The organism is Halomonas sp. YLB-10 (assembly GCF_003856855.1).
Taxonomy (GTDB): Bacteria; Pseudomonadota; Gammaproteobacteria; order Pseudomonadales; family Halomonadaceae; genus Halomonas; species Halomonas litopenaei.
Genome location: NZ_RRCU01000006.1, coordinates 239,407 through 254,645 on the forward strand (window position 1 = coordinate 239,407; position 15,239 = coordinate 254,645).

At 61.7% G+C, this 15,239-nt stretch carries 9 protein-coding genes; 8 read left to right on the forward strand and 1 reads right to left on the reverse strand.

Annotated features, from left to right (window positions below):
- Positions 1-37: 37 nt before the first annotated feature.
- The 8 genes from uvrB (at position 38) to EBB56_RS15075 (ending at position 13,509) form a co-directional block, all read left to right on the forward strand.
- Positions 38-2,068, forward strand: coding sequence for an excinuclease ABC subunit UvrB (gene uvrB, locus EBB56_RS15040; protein ID WP_045991457.1), 2,031 nt, complete (start codon positions 38-40; stop codon positions 2,066-2,068).
- A 357-nt stretch (positions 2,069-2,425) separates the two neighbouring features.
- Positions 2,426-3,931: a fumarate hydratase gene (locus EBB56_RS15045; protein WP_045991456.1), complete on the forward strand. Its 1,506-nt coding sequence runs from the start codon at positions 2,426-2,428 to the stop codon at positions 3,929-3,931.
- 314 nt (positions 3,932-4,245) lie between these two features.
- Positions 4,246-5,679, forward strand: a complete 1,434-nt coding sequence (gene cls / locus EBB56_RS15050; protein WP_045992513.1) for a cardiolipin synthase — start codon at positions 4,246-4,248, stop codon at positions 5,677-5,679.
- Between the two features lie 259 nt (positions 5,680-5,938).
- Positions 5,939-6,856, forward strand: coding sequence for a LysR substrate-binding domain-containing protein (locus EBB56_RS15055; RefSeq protein ID WP_108133590.1), 918 nt, complete (start codon positions 5,939-5,941; stop codon positions 6,854-6,856).
- Positions 6,857-7,811: 955 nt separating this feature from the next.
- The gene (locus EBB56_RS15060) at positions 7,812-9,146 is read left to right on the forward strand and encodes a TolC family protein (RefSeq protein WP_221621200.1); all 1,335 of its coding nucleotides are present in this window, start codon (positions 7,812-7,814) and stop codon (positions 9,144-9,146) included.
- An 11-nt stretch (positions 9,147-9,157) separates the two neighbouring features.
- Positions 9,158-9,964 carry an efflux RND transporter periplasmic adaptor subunit gene (locus tag EBB56_RS15065; protein WP_045995191.1) on the forward strand — a complete coding sequence of 269 codons (807 nt, stop codon included), beginning with the start codon at positions 9,158-9,160 and terminating at the stop codon, positions 9,962-9,964.
- Positions 9,961-11,370 carry an efflux RND transporter periplasmic adaptor subunit gene (locus EBB56_RS15070; protein ID WP_052704566.1) on the forward strand — a complete coding sequence of 470 codons (1,410 nt, stop codon included), beginning with the start codon at positions 9,961-9,963 and terminating at the stop codon, positions 11,368-11,370. Before EBB56_RS15065 ends, EBB56_RS15070 begins: the two co-directional genes overlap by 4 nt.
- Before the next feature lie 15 nt (positions 11,371-11,385).
- Positions 11,386-13,509, forward strand: coding sequence for a site-2 protease family protein (locus EBB56_RS15075; RefSeq protein ID WP_124804726.1), 2,124 nt, complete (start codon positions 11,386-11,388; stop codon positions 13,507-13,509).
- A 777-nt stretch (positions 13,510-14,286) separates the two neighbouring features.
- Here the strand turns inward: EBB56_RS15075 and EBB56_RS21910 are convergent.
- Entirely contained in the window at positions 14,287-15,099 is an 813-nt protein-coding gene (locus EBB56_RS21910) for a hypothetical protein (protein WP_185696455.1), read from the reverse strand.
- Positions 15,100-15,239: the final 140 nt, after the last annotated feature.

Here is a 15,239-nt window from a genome sequence, read left to right on the forward strand (position 1 = left end):
GCCCCGATCTGGGTGGTGTCCCCCAGCAGGAGTCATGATGAGCAAGTCCTTTCGTCTGTCGTCGAAGTTCCAGCCTGCCGGTGACCAGCCGAGCGCTATCGAAAGCCTGGTCGGGGGGCTCGATTCGGGTCTGGCCCACCAGACCCTGCTCGGGGTGACCGGTTCGGGCAAGACCTTCACCATGGCCAACATCGTCGAGCGGCTGCAGCGGCCGACCATCGTCATGGCGCCGAACAAGACCCTGGCGGCCCAGTTGTACGGGGAGTTCAAGGCGTTCTTCCCGGACAACGCCGTGGAGTACTTCGTATCCTACTACGACTACTACCAGCCCGAGGCCTATGTGCCCTCGTCGGACACCTTCATCGAGAAGGACGCCTCGATCAATGACCATATCGAGCAGATGCGACTGTCGGCGACCAAGGCCCTGCTGGAGCGTCGCGATGCGCTGATCGTGGTGTCGGTGTCGGCGATCTACGGTCTGGGTGATCCGGACCAGTATCTGAAGATGCGCCTGCACTTCACCCGCGGCGAGCTGATCGATCAGCGCGGCTTTCTGCGTCGTCTGGCGGAACTGCAGTACACCCGCAACGACATGGACTTCAAGCGCGGTACCTATCGGGTACGTGGCGACGTCATCGATATCTTTCCGGCCGACGCCGAGGACGAGGCGGTCAGGGTGGAGCTGTTCGACGACGAGATCGACACCATCAGCCTGTTCGATCCGCTGACCGGCGAGGTACGTGGCAAGGTGCCCCGCATGACCATCTACCCCAAGAGCCACTACGTGACCCCGCGGGAGACCATTCTGGCGGCGGTGGATCGGATCAAGGAGGAGCTGGCCGAACGACTGACCTTCCTGCGCAAGGAAGATCGCCTGGTCGAGGCCCAGCGCCTGGAGCAGCGTACCCTCTACGACATCGAAATGATGATGGAGCTGGGCTACTGCAACGGCATCGAGAACTACTCGCGCTACCTGTCCGGACGCAACCCCGGCGAGCCGCCCCCCACCTTCTTCGACTACCTGCCCGCCGATGCGCTGCTGTTCATCGACGAGTCCCACGTCAGTGTGCCCCAGGTGGGCGGCATGTACCGCGGCGACCGCTCGCGCAAGGAGACCCTGGTCGAGTACGGTTTCCGCCTGCCGTCGGCCCTGGACAACCGTCCGATGAAGTTCGAGGAGTGGGAGCGGATTTCACCCCAGACCATCTTCGTCTCGGCCACGCCGGGTCCCTACGAGGCCGAGCACGCCGGCCAGGTGGTGGAGCAAGTGGTACGTCCCACCGGCCTGCTGGATCCCGAGATCGAGGTGCGTCCGGCCTCGACCCAGGTGGACGACCTGCTGTCGGAGATCCGTTTGCGCACCGCCGTGGGCGAGCGGGTGCTGGTCACCACCCTGACCAAGCGGATGGCGGAAGACTTGACCGAGTATCTCGACGAACACGACGTCAAGGTGCGCTACCTGCACTCGGATATCGACACGGTGGAGCGGGTCGAGATCATCCGCGACCTGCGCCTGGGCAAGTTCGACGTGCTGGTCGGTATCAACCTGCTGCGCGAGGGCCTGGATATCCCCGAGGTGTCGCTGGTGGCGATCCTCGACGCCGACAAGGAAGGCTTCCTGCGCGCCGAACGTTCGCTGATTCAGACGGTGGGGCGGGCCGCGCGTAACGCCAACGGCAAGGCGATCCTCTACGGCGACCGCATCACCGACTCGATGCGCAAGACCATCGACGAGACCGAGCGGCGCCGCGCCAAGCAGACGGCACACAACGAGGAACACGGCATCACGCCGCAGACGGTGACCCGCTCGGTGGCGGATATCCTCGAAGCTGCCCAGGCACCGGGAAGCCGCAAGACTCGTGGACGCAAGGGCGAGCGCAAGGTGGCCGAACCGGAAGCGGTCTACGATCCCGCCAGCCTGTCGCCGGAAGAGCTGCGCAAGGAGATGACACGGCTCGAGGACGCCATGAGCGAGGCTGCCGCCAATCTGGAGTTCGAAGAAGCGGCGCGCCTGCGCGATCGCCTGCATGGGCTCAGAGAGCGTCAGCTGGCGCTCGGGGCGGTATAAAGGAGGCAGCGAAAGCGGGGCGGGCGAACCTGGCAGTCCGTCCTGCCGTGACCACGCTCCTGGTGCCTTTATTAGAATTTTATACCGTTATCTTGCCCGATTGACCTGATGTTCCGCCTGGCTGCCCTGGCTGGCGCATCTTGTTCAATGGGCGCAGCGCAGGCTCGTTCTCCAGAGTGAGGTGGGATCTCCGCCAGCCGGCAAGCAAACGCCGGGTCAGTAGCGCGTTAAACGAACCGGCACAGACGGCTGCCGAGCCGTGGCGTAATGCGCTACACTACGGGCCCTCGCAAGCCCGCCATGTCGCCTACGGGACGCCAAGAGAGCGGGCGTATCGACCCAGCCAAGGAGTCTGCCATGACCGTGATCCGCCAGGACGACCTCATCACGAGTGTCGCCGATGCCCTGCAGTACATCTCCTACTACCACCCCAAGGACTTTATCGACGCCATGGCGGCCGCCTACGAGCGGGAGGAGAATCCGGCGGCGAAGGATGCCATCGCCCAGATCCTGATCAATTCGCGGATGTGTGCCACCGGCCATCGTCCCATCTGCCAGGATACCGGCATCGTCACGGTCTTCGTCCATGTGGGCATGAACGTGCGCTTCGAGGCCGACATGAGCCTCGATGACATGATCAACGAAGGGGTGCGCCGGGCCTACAACTTCCCGGACAATGTGCTGCGCGCCTCGGTGCTGGCCGACCCCGACGGCAAGCGTCAGAACACAAAGGACAACACTCCGGCGGTGATCCACCACAAGCTGGTGCCTGGCGACACCGTCGAGGTTCACGTGGCGGCCAAGGGCGGCGGCAGCGAGGCCAAGTCCAAGTTCGCCATGCTCAATCCCTCCGACTCGGTGGTCGACTGGGTCATGGAACAGCTGCCGAAGATGGGCGCTGGCTGGTGTCCGCCCGGCATGCTCGGCATCGGCATCGGCGGAACCGCCGAGAAGGCCATGGAACTGGCCAAGGAAGCCCTGCTCGATCCGATCGACATCCAGGACCTCCAGGCCAGGGGCGCTGCCAACCGCGCCGAGGAGCTGCGCCTGGAGCTGTTCGACAAGGTCAACCGCAGCGGCATCGGTGCCCAGGGGCTGGGTGGCCTGACCACGGTGCTCGACATCAAGGTCAAGGATTACCCGACCCACGCCGCCAACAAGCCGGTGGCGATCATCCCCAACTGCGCGGCGACCCGGCATGCCCACTTTACCCTGGACGGCAGTGGCCCGGCGGCGCTCAAGGCGCCCAAGCTCGAGGATTGGCCGGAGATCACCCGTGAAGCCGGTGGCAACGTCAAGCGCGTCAATCTCGATGAGGTCACCCCGGAAGAGGTGAAGACCTGGCAGCCGGGCGATACCCTGTTGCTCAACGGCAAGCTGTTGACCGGGCGCGACGCGGCGCACAAGCGCATGGTCGACATGCTGGCCAAGGGCGAGTCGCTGCCGGTGGATCTGAAAGGGCGCTTCATCTACTACGTGGGGCCGGTCGATCCGGTCGGTGACGAAGTAGTGGGGCCGGCTGGACCGACCACCGCCACGCGCATGGACAAGTTCACCCGCACCATGCTCGAGCAGACCGGACTGTTGGGCATGGTCGGCAAGGCCGAGCGTGGTCAGATCGCGATCGAGGCCATCCGTGACAACCAGGCGGTGTACCTGATGGCGGTGGGTGGTGCGGCCTACCTTGTGTCCCAGGCGATCAAGGCCTCCAGGGTTGTCGGTTTCGAGGACCTGGGCATGGAAGCCATCTACGAGTTCGAGGTGGAGGACATGCCGGTGACCGTGGCGGTGGACAGCCAGGGTTCATCGGTGCACCAGACCGGTCCGGCCAAGTGGAAGGAAATCATCGCCGAGAGCGTCTGATCTCCCCATGCCATGTCTCGCCCCGGTGCACGGCGAGACACGATAGGCGGCCCCGTCATCTGGCGGGGCCGCCTGCGTTACGGGTATGCTGAAGTCCGCAATAACGCTAGGCGCTGTCCGAAAAGTCGACGAGCGAAGGTTAGACAAGGCAAAAATCGGTGAGAAAGCGCAGTTTACGGGGTGTAAATGAGCATTTTGATCCGATTTTTAACGCCGTATTACCGAGCGCAGGCACTTTTCAGACAAGCCCTAGCAAGTGCGCCCCGACGCTCAGCGCTCGATGTGGTGCGGTATCACACGGATGGAGACCTTCGATGACCTCATGGCTGCTTGGCCTGGCCATCTTTCTGATTCACCTGGGCGGGGCCATCTCCGCCGTGCTCGCGCTGATGTCGAGTCGAACCTCTCAGGGGGCGATCGCCTGGATCATTTCGCTGGTCGCCATGCCGTATCTGGCGTTGCCGGCCTACTGGGTCTTCGGCCGACCACGCTTCTACGGCTATGTGTCGGCGCGCGGCCAGCGCGATACGCTGCTGCGGCGCGTGTTGTTGCGCTATCGAGATCGCTTCGATTCCTATCTGGTGGGGGCCACCGACGCTGACGTCAAGGCGGTCGAAAAGCTTGCCATGATGCCGCTGACCCGCGCCAACTCGACGGAGCTGCTGGTCGATGGCGATCAGACCTTCGACAGCCTGTTTGCCGGTATCGATGCGGCTCGCTCTTATATCCTCATTCAGTTCTTCATCGTGCGTAATGATGAACTTGGTCGTCGGCTGCAGGAACATCTGGTGCGGGCGGCACGGCGTCAGGTGCGGGTCTACTTCCTGTACGACGAGATCGGTAGCCGGCAGCTTGGCGACGGCTATCTGGGCGAGCTGCGCGAGGCGGGCATCCACGTCAGCGCCTTTCACTCCTCGCGCGGATGGCGTCACCGTTTTCAGCTCAATTTCCGCAATCATCGCAAGATCCTGGTAGTGGACGGTCGCGAAGGCTGGCTCGGTGGTTTCAACGTGGGGGTGGAGTATCTGGGACAGGATCCTCGCCACGGACCCTGGCGCGATACCCATCTGAAGCTGGTCGGGCCCAGTGTGCTGGGGCTGCAGGAGGCCTTCTGGGAGGACTGGCACTGGGCCACCGGCACTATGCTGAGTCTTTCCTGGGCGCCCCAGGTGGATCAGCCCACGGTCGATGAAGGCAACGGGCGCCATGTGGTGATCGTCCCCTCGGGCCCGGCGGATCCCCAGGAGACCGCGAGCCTGCTGGTCCAGCACCTGATCCACAGCGCCCATCAGCGTCTGTGGGTGACCAGTCCCTACTTCGTTCCCGATGAAGGCGTCCAGGATGCACTGCGCCTGGCCGCCATGCGCGGGGTGGATGTGCGCATCATGATGCCGGAACGTCCCGACCATCTGCTGGTGTTCCTGTCGGCCTTCGCCTTCCTGCCGGACATGATCCGCGCCGGGGTCAAGGTCTATCGCTATCAGCCGGGGTTTCTCCATCAGAAGGTCATGCTGATCGATGACAGCGCCGCCAGTGTCGGTACCGTCAATCTGGACAACCGCTCCTTCCGATTGAACTTCGAGATCACCGCTCTGGTGCCACATCAGGCGTTCGCCCTGGAGGTGGAGGCCATGCTGGAACAGGACTTCGCCAACTGCCGCGAGGTCAGCCTCGACGAGCTGCGCTCGCGTCCGCTGTGGCGCAAGCTGGTGTCCCGGGCCGCCTACCTGCTGGCGCCTGTGCAGTAGTCTGTGCAGTCGCCTATGCAGGCGCCGCCGCTGCCTTGCCATCCCCCGAGGCAAAAAGAACAAGGCTCTGCTGGAGGCTGGTCAATGTCCGGCACAGTGGCACGCAGCGTGGCGGAGCAATAAAGCGTCAGTATTCCCTTGGGAAGGTGGGCGCTTTCCGGTACATTTAGCCGTTTTATCGGGCGGTCGCATGTGGCCCCTTCGGTCGCGTTCCCGGCGATGGCGTCCCGTGTGGTTGGTGTCTTGACAAGGAGTGCTGGTGAATCTAGAAACGAAATGGCTCGAGGACTTCGTTGCGCTGTCCAACACCCGCAGCTTCTCGGCCTCCGCACGCCAGCGCCACGTCACCCAGCCGGCCTTCAGTCGTCGTATACGCTCCCTCGAACAGGCGGTGGGCGTCACCCTGGTGGATCGCTCGACCACGCCCATCGACCTGACCCCTCAGGGGCAGCTGTTTCTGGTGACCGCCCGCAATATCGTCGAGCAGCTCAACGAGTCCCTCGGCCATCTGCGCGGCCTGGCCATGGCCAACGAGGCGCTGGACGTGGTGGCGGCCCATTCGCTGGCGCTAAGCTTCTTCCCTCAATGGATCTCGCGGCTGCAGAAGGGGCTCGGGGAGTTGCCGACGCGGCTGGTGGCGATGAACGTGGGGGAGGCCATCCATGTGCTGCGCGAAGGCAACTGCGACCTGATGCTGGCCTACTACGACCCCTACGCCAGCATGCAGCTTGACGGGGAAGTCTTTCCCTCCTTTTCCATCGGGCGGGTCAAGATGATACCGGTGAGCCTGCCGGATGAGCAGGGGGCGCCGCGCTTCCCTCTGGACGGTGACGACTCCCTGCCGTACCTGGCCTACACCCAGGGTGCCTTTCTCGGGCGTAGCGTGCGCATGCTGTTGAAGAATGACCCGTTGCGCATGCGCTTGCGTACCGTCTACGAGACCGCCATGGCCGAGGGGCTCAAGGCCATGGTCATGCAGGGCGTGGGCATGGCCTGGATACCCGATTTCTGCCTCAGACAGGAGCTGAAGAGCGGGGCGGTGGTGCGTGCCGGTGGCGAGCAATGGGACGTCCCCCTGGAGATCCGCCTGTATCGCTGTTCACTGGTGCACAAGCCCGGCGTCGAAAAACTGTGGCGCCAGATGATGAAGCTGCCGCGAGACTTCCTCGAGGCCTGATCGCCTTTACCTCTGACAAGTGCCTGCGGACCTGTGCCCGTCAGGCGCTATCCCCTCCTTGTACGACGACAGACACCACACCCAGCTACTGGACCCGGCATGGAGGTCCCATGTCGCTCAGTGGTTGCGAAGACCCCCGTGTCTATTCCCATTTCCTGTCTTTGATCCCGCTTTGTATTCCTGGTTGATCCCAACATTCGTGTCCTGACGTTTTCACCATGCATTCCTGACTGATCCTGGCTGTCGCGTACCGACGATTTCGCTCTAGATGGCTTGGAAATTCACGATGCTGGCTGGTGGCGCTTGTCCCGTTAAGCGAGGGTTTCGCATCCGATGGCATGCAGCTCGGTCATGTCCTTCTCGCGCTACCTGCTGCGTGTATATCCGTACCACGCCAATGAAAAGAAGCATGAAAGGTGTAACAAAGGAGAGCCTTTCTCGCTCGAGGTGACACTCTGTGCATTATCGAAAGTTGTCGGTCGTGACTGTGATCAAGGTCAAGAAACTGGGCCAACCTTTGCGCTCTTCGAGTTTTCATATTGACCCATTGTCCAGCTCTCTGGATAGTTGATTACACGAAGTAACATAAGTTATACGCTCGCTTTCTCGACGTTTGTGCGCTGTTGCAATGTTGGGCGCCTGTCGGTGGCGGCCGGTAGGCAGGTGCGCAACCAGCAGGCAAGACGCGTCACTCTTGAAGGCTGAGGTAATTTCGGCAGGGGGCACAGGGATGGTCGATAAAAAGTGTGGAGTGGCAGGCCAGAGGGCCTCGTGCTTCGGAAAGCAATATGGAAAGACCTGGGTCGGCGTCGCAACGGCGCTGGTGCTGTCCGGCTGCGCTGTCACCCCTCAACCGATGTCGCAACAGGCCAATGAACAACGCGCCGACGACCTGTTGGCGAGGGTAACGGCCAGTCAGGAACCCGTTATTGCCCCAATCGATCTCTATTCGGCAATGGCCCGCGCCATCAAGTACAACCTGGACTATCGGGTGGAAGTGATGGAGCAGGCCTTGCGCACCAAGGAGCTCGATCTGGCGCACTACGATTTGCTGCCCAAGGTGGTCGGTAACCTCAACTATACGGGACGCGACAATGAACCGGGCAGCTCCAGTATTTCTCTGTTGAGTGGTCAGGAGTCGCTGGAACCTTCGTCCTCCAGCGAACGCAACCAGTTGGCGACCGATCTTACCATGAGCTGGGACGTGCTCGATTTTGGCCTGTCCTATGTGCGGGCTCAGCAGAGGGCCGACAGCGTCATGCTGGCCGAGGAAAGCAAGCGAAAGGTCATCCAGCGCATCATCGAGGATGTACGCGCCGCCTACTGGCGAGCAGTCAGCGCAGAACGTCTGTTGGCCAAGACTCGAGAGCTCGAAGAGAGCACACGAAGGGCGCTGGATCAGGCCCACCGGCAGCAGCGCAGTGCTTTGACGGCGCCGCTTCCTGCGCTTAGCTATGAACGTGAACTGCTGACCATACGCCGCGACCTCGAGTCACTGACGCGGGAACTGCGGGTGTCCAAGCAGCAGTTGGCAGCGCTGATGAACCTTCCGCCCGAGCAACCCTACCAACTGGTGTTGCCGCCGCGTGACCTGGCCTGGAAAGGGATCGACCTTTCCTACGACACCATGTTGAAGCTGGCGGTGATGAATCGCCCGGAGCTGCGTGAAGTCGCCTACCAATTGCGCAACAACGAGCGCGAGGGCACCACAGCGATTCTGGAAACCTTGCCGAGTCTCAAGCTCTTTGTCGGAGCCAACTATAGCGACGACGACTTTCTCTACAACAGTGACTGGGTCAGCTATGGCGCTCGCGCCAGCTGGAACCTGCTGAAGGTGTTCAGTCTGCCGGCCCGTCAGGATCGTATCGACGCCCAGAGCGATCTGCTCGATGCACGGAGCCTGGCATTGACCATGGCGGTGGCGACTCAGGTATCGGTGACCCGAGCACGCTATGAACTGCGGCGTGGAGAACTCGGCACGGCCAAGCGATTCCTTGAGGTGCAGCGAGCGATCGAGCATCAGGTGGAAGCTGGCTATCGTGCCAGGCACGTCAGCGAGCAGACCCTGATTCGCGAACAGATGAATACCCTGCTGGCCGAGGTGCGGATGGATCAGGCGCTGTCGGACCTCCAGGGGGCTTACGCCAATGTCTATACGGCCACCGGCATCGACGCCGTGGATGCCGGCATGAGCAGCAACGAAAGCGTCCTGGAGCTTGCCGATGATCTGCGTGCTCTGTGGGCGCAGCGTGGCGATGCCTTGGCCATTGACGTGGTGGCATCGCCATGAGGGCGCACGGGATGAACAGCAGAAGCCTGGGGGCGGGGCAGTGTGGCCAGCGGACTCGCACGCTCTGGCCGGGACTCGTGCTGGCAGTGCTGCTGTCGGGGGCTGCCCAGGCCAGCGACATGGGCGAGGCCAGAGGCATCCTGAGGGCCGAGCACGAGGCGATACTGTCGAGTCGTCTATCGGCCAGAGTGCTTGAGGTGCCGTTCAAGGAAGGCGACCACTTCGATGTCGATGAGGTACTGGTCGGCTTCGACTGCGCCGGACTCGACGCCGAGTTGCGTGCGACGGAGGCTAAGGCCGCAGCGGAATCCCGCAACGCCGCCATGCAGAACGAACTGTTGCAGATGGGCGCCACCGGACAGGCGGATGCCGACATTGCACGTTTCAAGCTGCGTGAGCAGCGGGCCCGGGTGGCCGCCATCCAGGAGCAACGCAAGGATTGTCAGATCAAGGCGCCTTTTGCCGGGCGAGTGGTTGAGCCCATGGTACGCCCCAACGAGACGCCGGAAGCCAACGCTCCCCTGATCCAGGTGGTGAGTGACGGCGCACTGGAATTGCATATGGTGGTGCCTTCCTGCTGGTTGAGTTGGATGACCCGGGGTAGCGCCTTCGGCTTCGAGGTGGACGAGACCGGCGACAGGCTTGACGCAGAAGTGTCGCGCATCTCGGCTGCCGTCGATCCCGTCAGCCAGACCGTCAAGGTGATCAGCCGAGTGGACAATGCACCGGCACGGGTTCTTCCCGGGATGAGCGGCACCGCGACCTGGCTCTCCAGCGGGGACGGTGAGGGCAGGCGCTGTGGAGTGACCTCCTCATGACGAGTGTGGCGATTGAGCGCCAGTCTACTACCGAGGCGCAACACCCGGTGGCGGAGGAACAGGCCAGAGCGAGTGGCTCGGAGGTGGGGCCAGGTGGCGAGCGGCTGATTCGTATCGAAGGCGCCTTGCGCCACTGTGACAGCCTCGACCAGCTGTGGTGCCACCTGGCCAATGAGGGGCAGAGCCTGCTCCAGGCTCGCCAGTCACTGGTGTTTTGCCTGTCGGGCAGAAATCGCTGGCGAGTCAAGGCGGTGGGAGGACTCGCGCGGGTGCCTCATGACAGTGCTCAGGTGCTTGCCTACCAGCATCTGGTGGGCAGTGACTGGCGTGAACACCGGGACGAGACGCAACCGCGCTTGCTGGATCTTGCCAACGTCCTGGAGGACGAAGGCATACCCGCCATGCGCCATGGGCTGTGGATACCGCTAAGCCATGGCGACCGGCCCATCGGCGCCGGTTGGTTACTGACTCGCGAGCGTGCCTGGGAAACACCGCACCTGGCCCTGGCCAGTCGTCTTGCCCAGGCCTACGGTCACGGCGCCAGCGCGATCCGAGGTCGACGCCGTGTGTCTCTTGGGCGAGCACGGGGGGCGCGCGGACTGGCGCTGGCTACGGTGCTGGGCCTGGGGGCAGCCTTGGCGCTGGTGCAGGTACCGCTGACGTCGAGGGCGCCCGCTGAGGTGGTCGCCAGTGAGCCGTTTGTCGTGGCGGCACCGATGGCGGGCGTCGTCGACCGCATCCTGGTCGCTCCCGGCGCCCGGGTGGCGCTGGGTGATCCGCTGGTCCAGCTGGTGGACGTGGAACTACGCAATGACTTCGAAGTTGCCCAGCGCAAGGTTCAGGTGGCCCAGTCCAAGGCGTTGAGGCTACAGCAGGCTGCCATCGCAAGCAGTGAGGCCAAGCGCGAGCTCGCCATCGCTCGCAGCGAGCTGAGAGTTGCCGAAGCCGAGCGAGATTATGCCCATGACCTGCTCGACAAGGCGGTAGTTCGCGCCGAGCGCAGCGGGGTCGCCCTCTATGGCGACCCGCAGGATTGGGTAGGGCGTCCCGTGCGGGTGGGTGAAGCCGTGATGCAGGTAGCGGACCCGGCGGATATTGCTTTCCGGCTAGAAGTGGCGGCCGCCGACGCCGTCACCCTCGAACGTGGAGCCTCGGTGGATGTGTTTCTTGATGCAGCACCCCTCGAACCGGTGTCGGCGGTCGTGGCACGGGCCGCCTACAAGGCCGAAAAGAACGCCAGCGGTATCGCCAATTTCAAGGTGATGGCGATACCGGAAACGCCGAGAGAAGACATGCCGCGGCTGGGTCTCAGAGGCACGGCGCGAATCCATGGTGAGCCGGTATCACTGTTCTACTATCTATTCCGGCGCCCGATCGTCACCTTCAGACAGTTGACAGGCGTCTAGGCCGTGGCCAGGGCAATGCAGGACACGTCCGATTCAGCAGAGCAGGAGCTGCTTGGGTCGCTTCGTCAGGAGCTCGAGCTGATCGAAGGTGGGGCAGAACCAGGCAAGGCCGCTCGCTGGAAGATTCATGACCCACTGGCCGGACGGTTTTTCGAGATTGATGCCAGGGTCGTCGATATCCTCGCCTGCTGGTCGGCGGGGACGGTGGAGGCTTTGAGACGACGTCTTGATGCTCGCGGACACGTCGACATCAGCGAAGAGGATATTCGCCAGATCCAGCAATTTCTGGATCACAACGACCTGCTCGAGGCCAGCGAAGGCCGCAGCTTCGACAAGGCTCGGCGATATCGTGAGGCCAGCCGGCCATCCTGGTGGAAGTGGCTGCTTCATCACTACCTGTTCGTGCGTATCCCCCTGGTGTATCCAGGGCGTGGATTGAAGCGCTGCCTACCGCTAGTCGCCATCTTCTTTCATCGGGGCTTTTGGCTCTTTACGGCGATCCTGGGTGTCATTGGCCTCTACCTTGTTTCTCGCCAGTGGGAGAGCTTCTTCACCACCTTGCCGGCGATGTTCAGCGTTTCCGGCGTGGTCGCGTTTTCCCTGAGTCTGGTGCTGGTGAAGACGCTGCATGAGCTTGGCCACGGCTTCTGTGCGACCCGCTTTGGGGTTCGTGTGTCGAGCATGGGGGTGGCGCTGATCGTGATGATGCCGGTGCTGTTTACCGACACCACCGATGCCTGGCGGCTGCCCCGGCGGCGCAAACGTGTGCTGATCGATCTGGCCGGGGTGGCGGTGGAACTGGTCATCGCTGTCTATGCCACTCTGGCCTGGGTTTTTCTACCGGATGGCGCTCTGCGTTTCGTGGCCTTTGCGCTTGCCACCACCGGTTGGGTGCTGAGCCTGGCGGTGAACCTCAATCCCCTGATGCGCTTCGACGGCTACTACCTGTTCAGTGACCTGCTCGGCATTGTCAACCTGCAGGAGCGGGGCTTTGCCATGGGGCGCTGGTGGTTGAGGGAAGGGCTTTTCGGTTTTGGCGATACGCCGCCGGAAGCGCTGAGTCGTGCCAAGCGCCGGGTATTGATCGGCTATGCCCTGGCGGTATGGGTGTATCGCTTCTTTCTGTTTCTCGGGATTGCCCTGGTGGTCTACCACCTCTTTTTCAAGGTGCTGGGCGTCTTTCTCTTCAGCGTGGAAATTCTATGGTTCATTGTCATGCCGATACTGCGTGAGCTGATGGTCTGGTGGAAAAGACGCAGGGAGGCTGGCCGGCGGGTGCTGATGACCCTGGCGGTGGCCGCCGGCATCGCTGCCTTCGTTGCCTTGCCTCTGCCTCATCGAATCACGGTGCCGGTGGTGTTCGGCGCCAGTCAACAGGTTCCGGTGTTTGCCCATCGCGCCGCCAGGGTCGAGCAGGTGCTGGTCCGCGTCGGCGATGTCGTCGAGCGGGGGCAGGTACTGGTCAGGCTCGAAGTGCCAGCGTTGCAACAGCGGGAAAGAACGGTGCAGGAACATCTGAATCTGGTGGATAGGCGCCTGGACCGACGAAGTGCCGACAACACGGACCTGTCCCAGAGTCTGGTACTGGAGAGCGAACGGGACATGCAACGCCAGCAGCTTGCTGGACTCACCGATCAACGTCGTCGGCTCGACGTCATCGCCCCCATGGACGGCACGGTGGTTGAGCTTGCCGACTACCTGCATTCGGGCCGCTGGGTCGGCACAGACCTTCGTCTGGCGTTGGTAGCCAGTACGGATCGGCTATCCGCCCGTGGCTACGTCAGCAGCGATGATCTGGGATTGCTGGCGCTCGGTCAGCCTTGTTTTTTTGTCGATGACGAGCGTCTCTGGCCGCAGACCCCCATGCACGTCGAGCGAATCGCCGCCGCCGCTTCCCGCTACGTCGATCAGTGGATGTTGGCGTCAGACCACGGCGGGCCTATCGCGGCACGGCCCGATGACCAACGCTCCGTGCCGGAACGTGCGCTATTCGAACTGTTGGCAGTCTCTGACCAGGACCAATCGTCGCCGCTCACCGAGCTTCGCGGGGAGCTTCACCTGGAGGGGCAACCGTCTAGCCTGGCAGCCAGCATGGCACGTCGTGTGGCCCAGGTGCTGGTGCGTGAGTGGGGGTCATAGGCGTCGCAGTCATTGAAACCTGACACGTCCAGGTGACGGTCAGCCCGAATTCAAAGAGGGAGATCCGACATGATCAAGGACGACTTACTGATTCGCGAACTCGAAGCCCGGGTGTTGCTGGATGCTGCCAGTACCGCCACCGTCGACAACGTCAAGCAAGCGGCTGACGCCGCGGTTGCAACGACAGATGCGGGCTCCGCGGATCATGATGCAGGCCATGATGTATTGATGAGCGCCCTGCAGCACGTGGAAGCCCAGAAGGGCGGGCGGGAGCGTGCTGCCGGGGGCTCCGACATCGATGGAGATGGCGTCCTGGATGTCGACGACATCGATGATGACGGGGACGGTATTCTCGATTCAGTGGAAGGTGGATCACAGCAAATAACCTGCAATAGCGTGACGAGCGGCGGGGCTTCTTCGGCTGGACTGGATCGTCTGGCCGACGGTAACACAAAAACTTACTTTATCTCGTCCACTGTAGAGCAAATCAGCGATTTTACGTTCAACTTTGACACACCCATCGATCGTATTTATGGGATCGACCTGTGGAACAACGCGGGAAGTGTTTTGAATGATGCCCAGTCCATTGGGTCGATAGGTGAGATCAGGTTTTATAATTCTTCCGGTGACTTGATCTATTCAACCACTCGATATGCTGCTATTAACTCTGTCCCCGAAGGGGCGGCAGGTTGGCCACTTCATATGGATATACCAAAAGATATCCACGGCGTGGCTAGTATTCAGTTTTTCAATATTAAAGGTAGGGCGGGAGGCGGTTCAGGGATTGCGGTGACAGAAGTCGCATTCTTCGGCAGGATCGACAGTGACGGAGACGGCGTCGCTGATTCTGCTGACCTGGATAGCGACAACGATGGTATCACCGACAACATCGAGGCCCAGTCCTCCAAGGGGTATGTGGCGCCCAGCGGCATCGACAAGGACAAGGATGGCCTTGATGACGCCTACGATGCTGCCACCGCCAATGCCTCCGCTACGGCCAGCAAGGGCCTGGCGCCGGTCGATACCGATGGCGACAGCACGACAGACTATCTCGACAGCGATTCCGACGACGACGGCAAGCAGGATATCGCCGAGCGCGACGCCGGGGCCTGGTCCATCACAAGTGAAACCGATACCGATGGCGACGGTCTGCTCGACATCTTCGAGGGAGCGGATGCCAATGATGGCTATGACGCCAACGACGAGCTGATCAAGGACGGGAACTTTACCCTTCTCGATAGTGACAACGACGTCAGCGCGGATGGATCGGACGCTGTGCCGAGCGTAGCTGACTTTGACTATCGTGATAGCGCTCGTCTCGACCCGGATGGTGATGGCATCGATAACAGCGTCGATATCGATGATGATAATGATGGTATTATCGACGAAAATGAGTATGACTACAGTCGACCAAATATGGTGGGAAATGGCGGGTTTGCCGGTGGAGATACTTCCGGTTGGTATTACAGCACGCCACCCTATACTACTGACAATGGCAGCAAACCTAGCTGGTCTCATAGTTCTAAAAATTCTTCTCTGACGGGAGGGCTTTTTGATGAGATTAGTCCTGGTGAAAACGGTGGGAATCATAGCCTGGTAAATGCAGCGAATTATGAAGAGGTCTTTGTCTACAAATTTGGCAATGAGTTGTCTGAAGGTGATTATCGATATAGCTTCGATCTATCAAAAACGTTTTCAAGTGGTTCGGATCGCTATAATGTATTTATCTG

Excerpts from the sequence above, each read along its gene's own strand:
- uvrB (WP_045991457.1), top strand. The coding sequence starts at position 38 with ATGAGCAAGTCCTTTCGTCTGTCGTCGAAGTTCCAGCCTGCCGGTGAC.
- EBB56_RS15045 (WP_045991456.1), top strand. The coding sequence starts at position 2,426 with ATGACCGTGATCCGCCAGGACGACCTCATCACGAGTGTCGCCGATGCC.
- cls (WP_045992513.1), top strand. The coding sequence starts at position 4,246 with ATGACCTCATGGCTGCTTGGCCTGGCCATCTTTCTGATTCACCTGGGC.
- EBB56_RS15060 (WP_221621200.1), top strand. The coding sequence starts at position 7,812 with ATGGCCCGCGCCATCAAGTACAACCTGGACTATCGGGTGGAAGTGATG.
- EBB56_RS15065 (WP_045995191.1), top strand. The coding sequence starts at position 9,158 with ATGAACAGCAGAAGCCTGGGGGCGGGGCAGTGTGGCCAGCGGACTCGC.
- EBB56_RS15070 (WP_052704566.1), top strand. The coding sequence starts at position 9,961 with ATGACGAGTGTGGCGATTGAGCGCCAGTCTACTACCGAGGCGCAACAC.
- EBB56_RS15075 (WP_124804726.1), top strand. The coding sequence starts at position 11,386 with ATGCAGGACACGTCCGATTCAGCAGAGCAGGAGCTGCTTGGGTCGCTT.
- EBB56_RS21910 (WP_185696455.1), bottom strand. The coding sequence starts at position 15,099 with ATGATTCCCACCGTTTTCACCAGGACTAATCTCATCAAAAAGCCCTCC.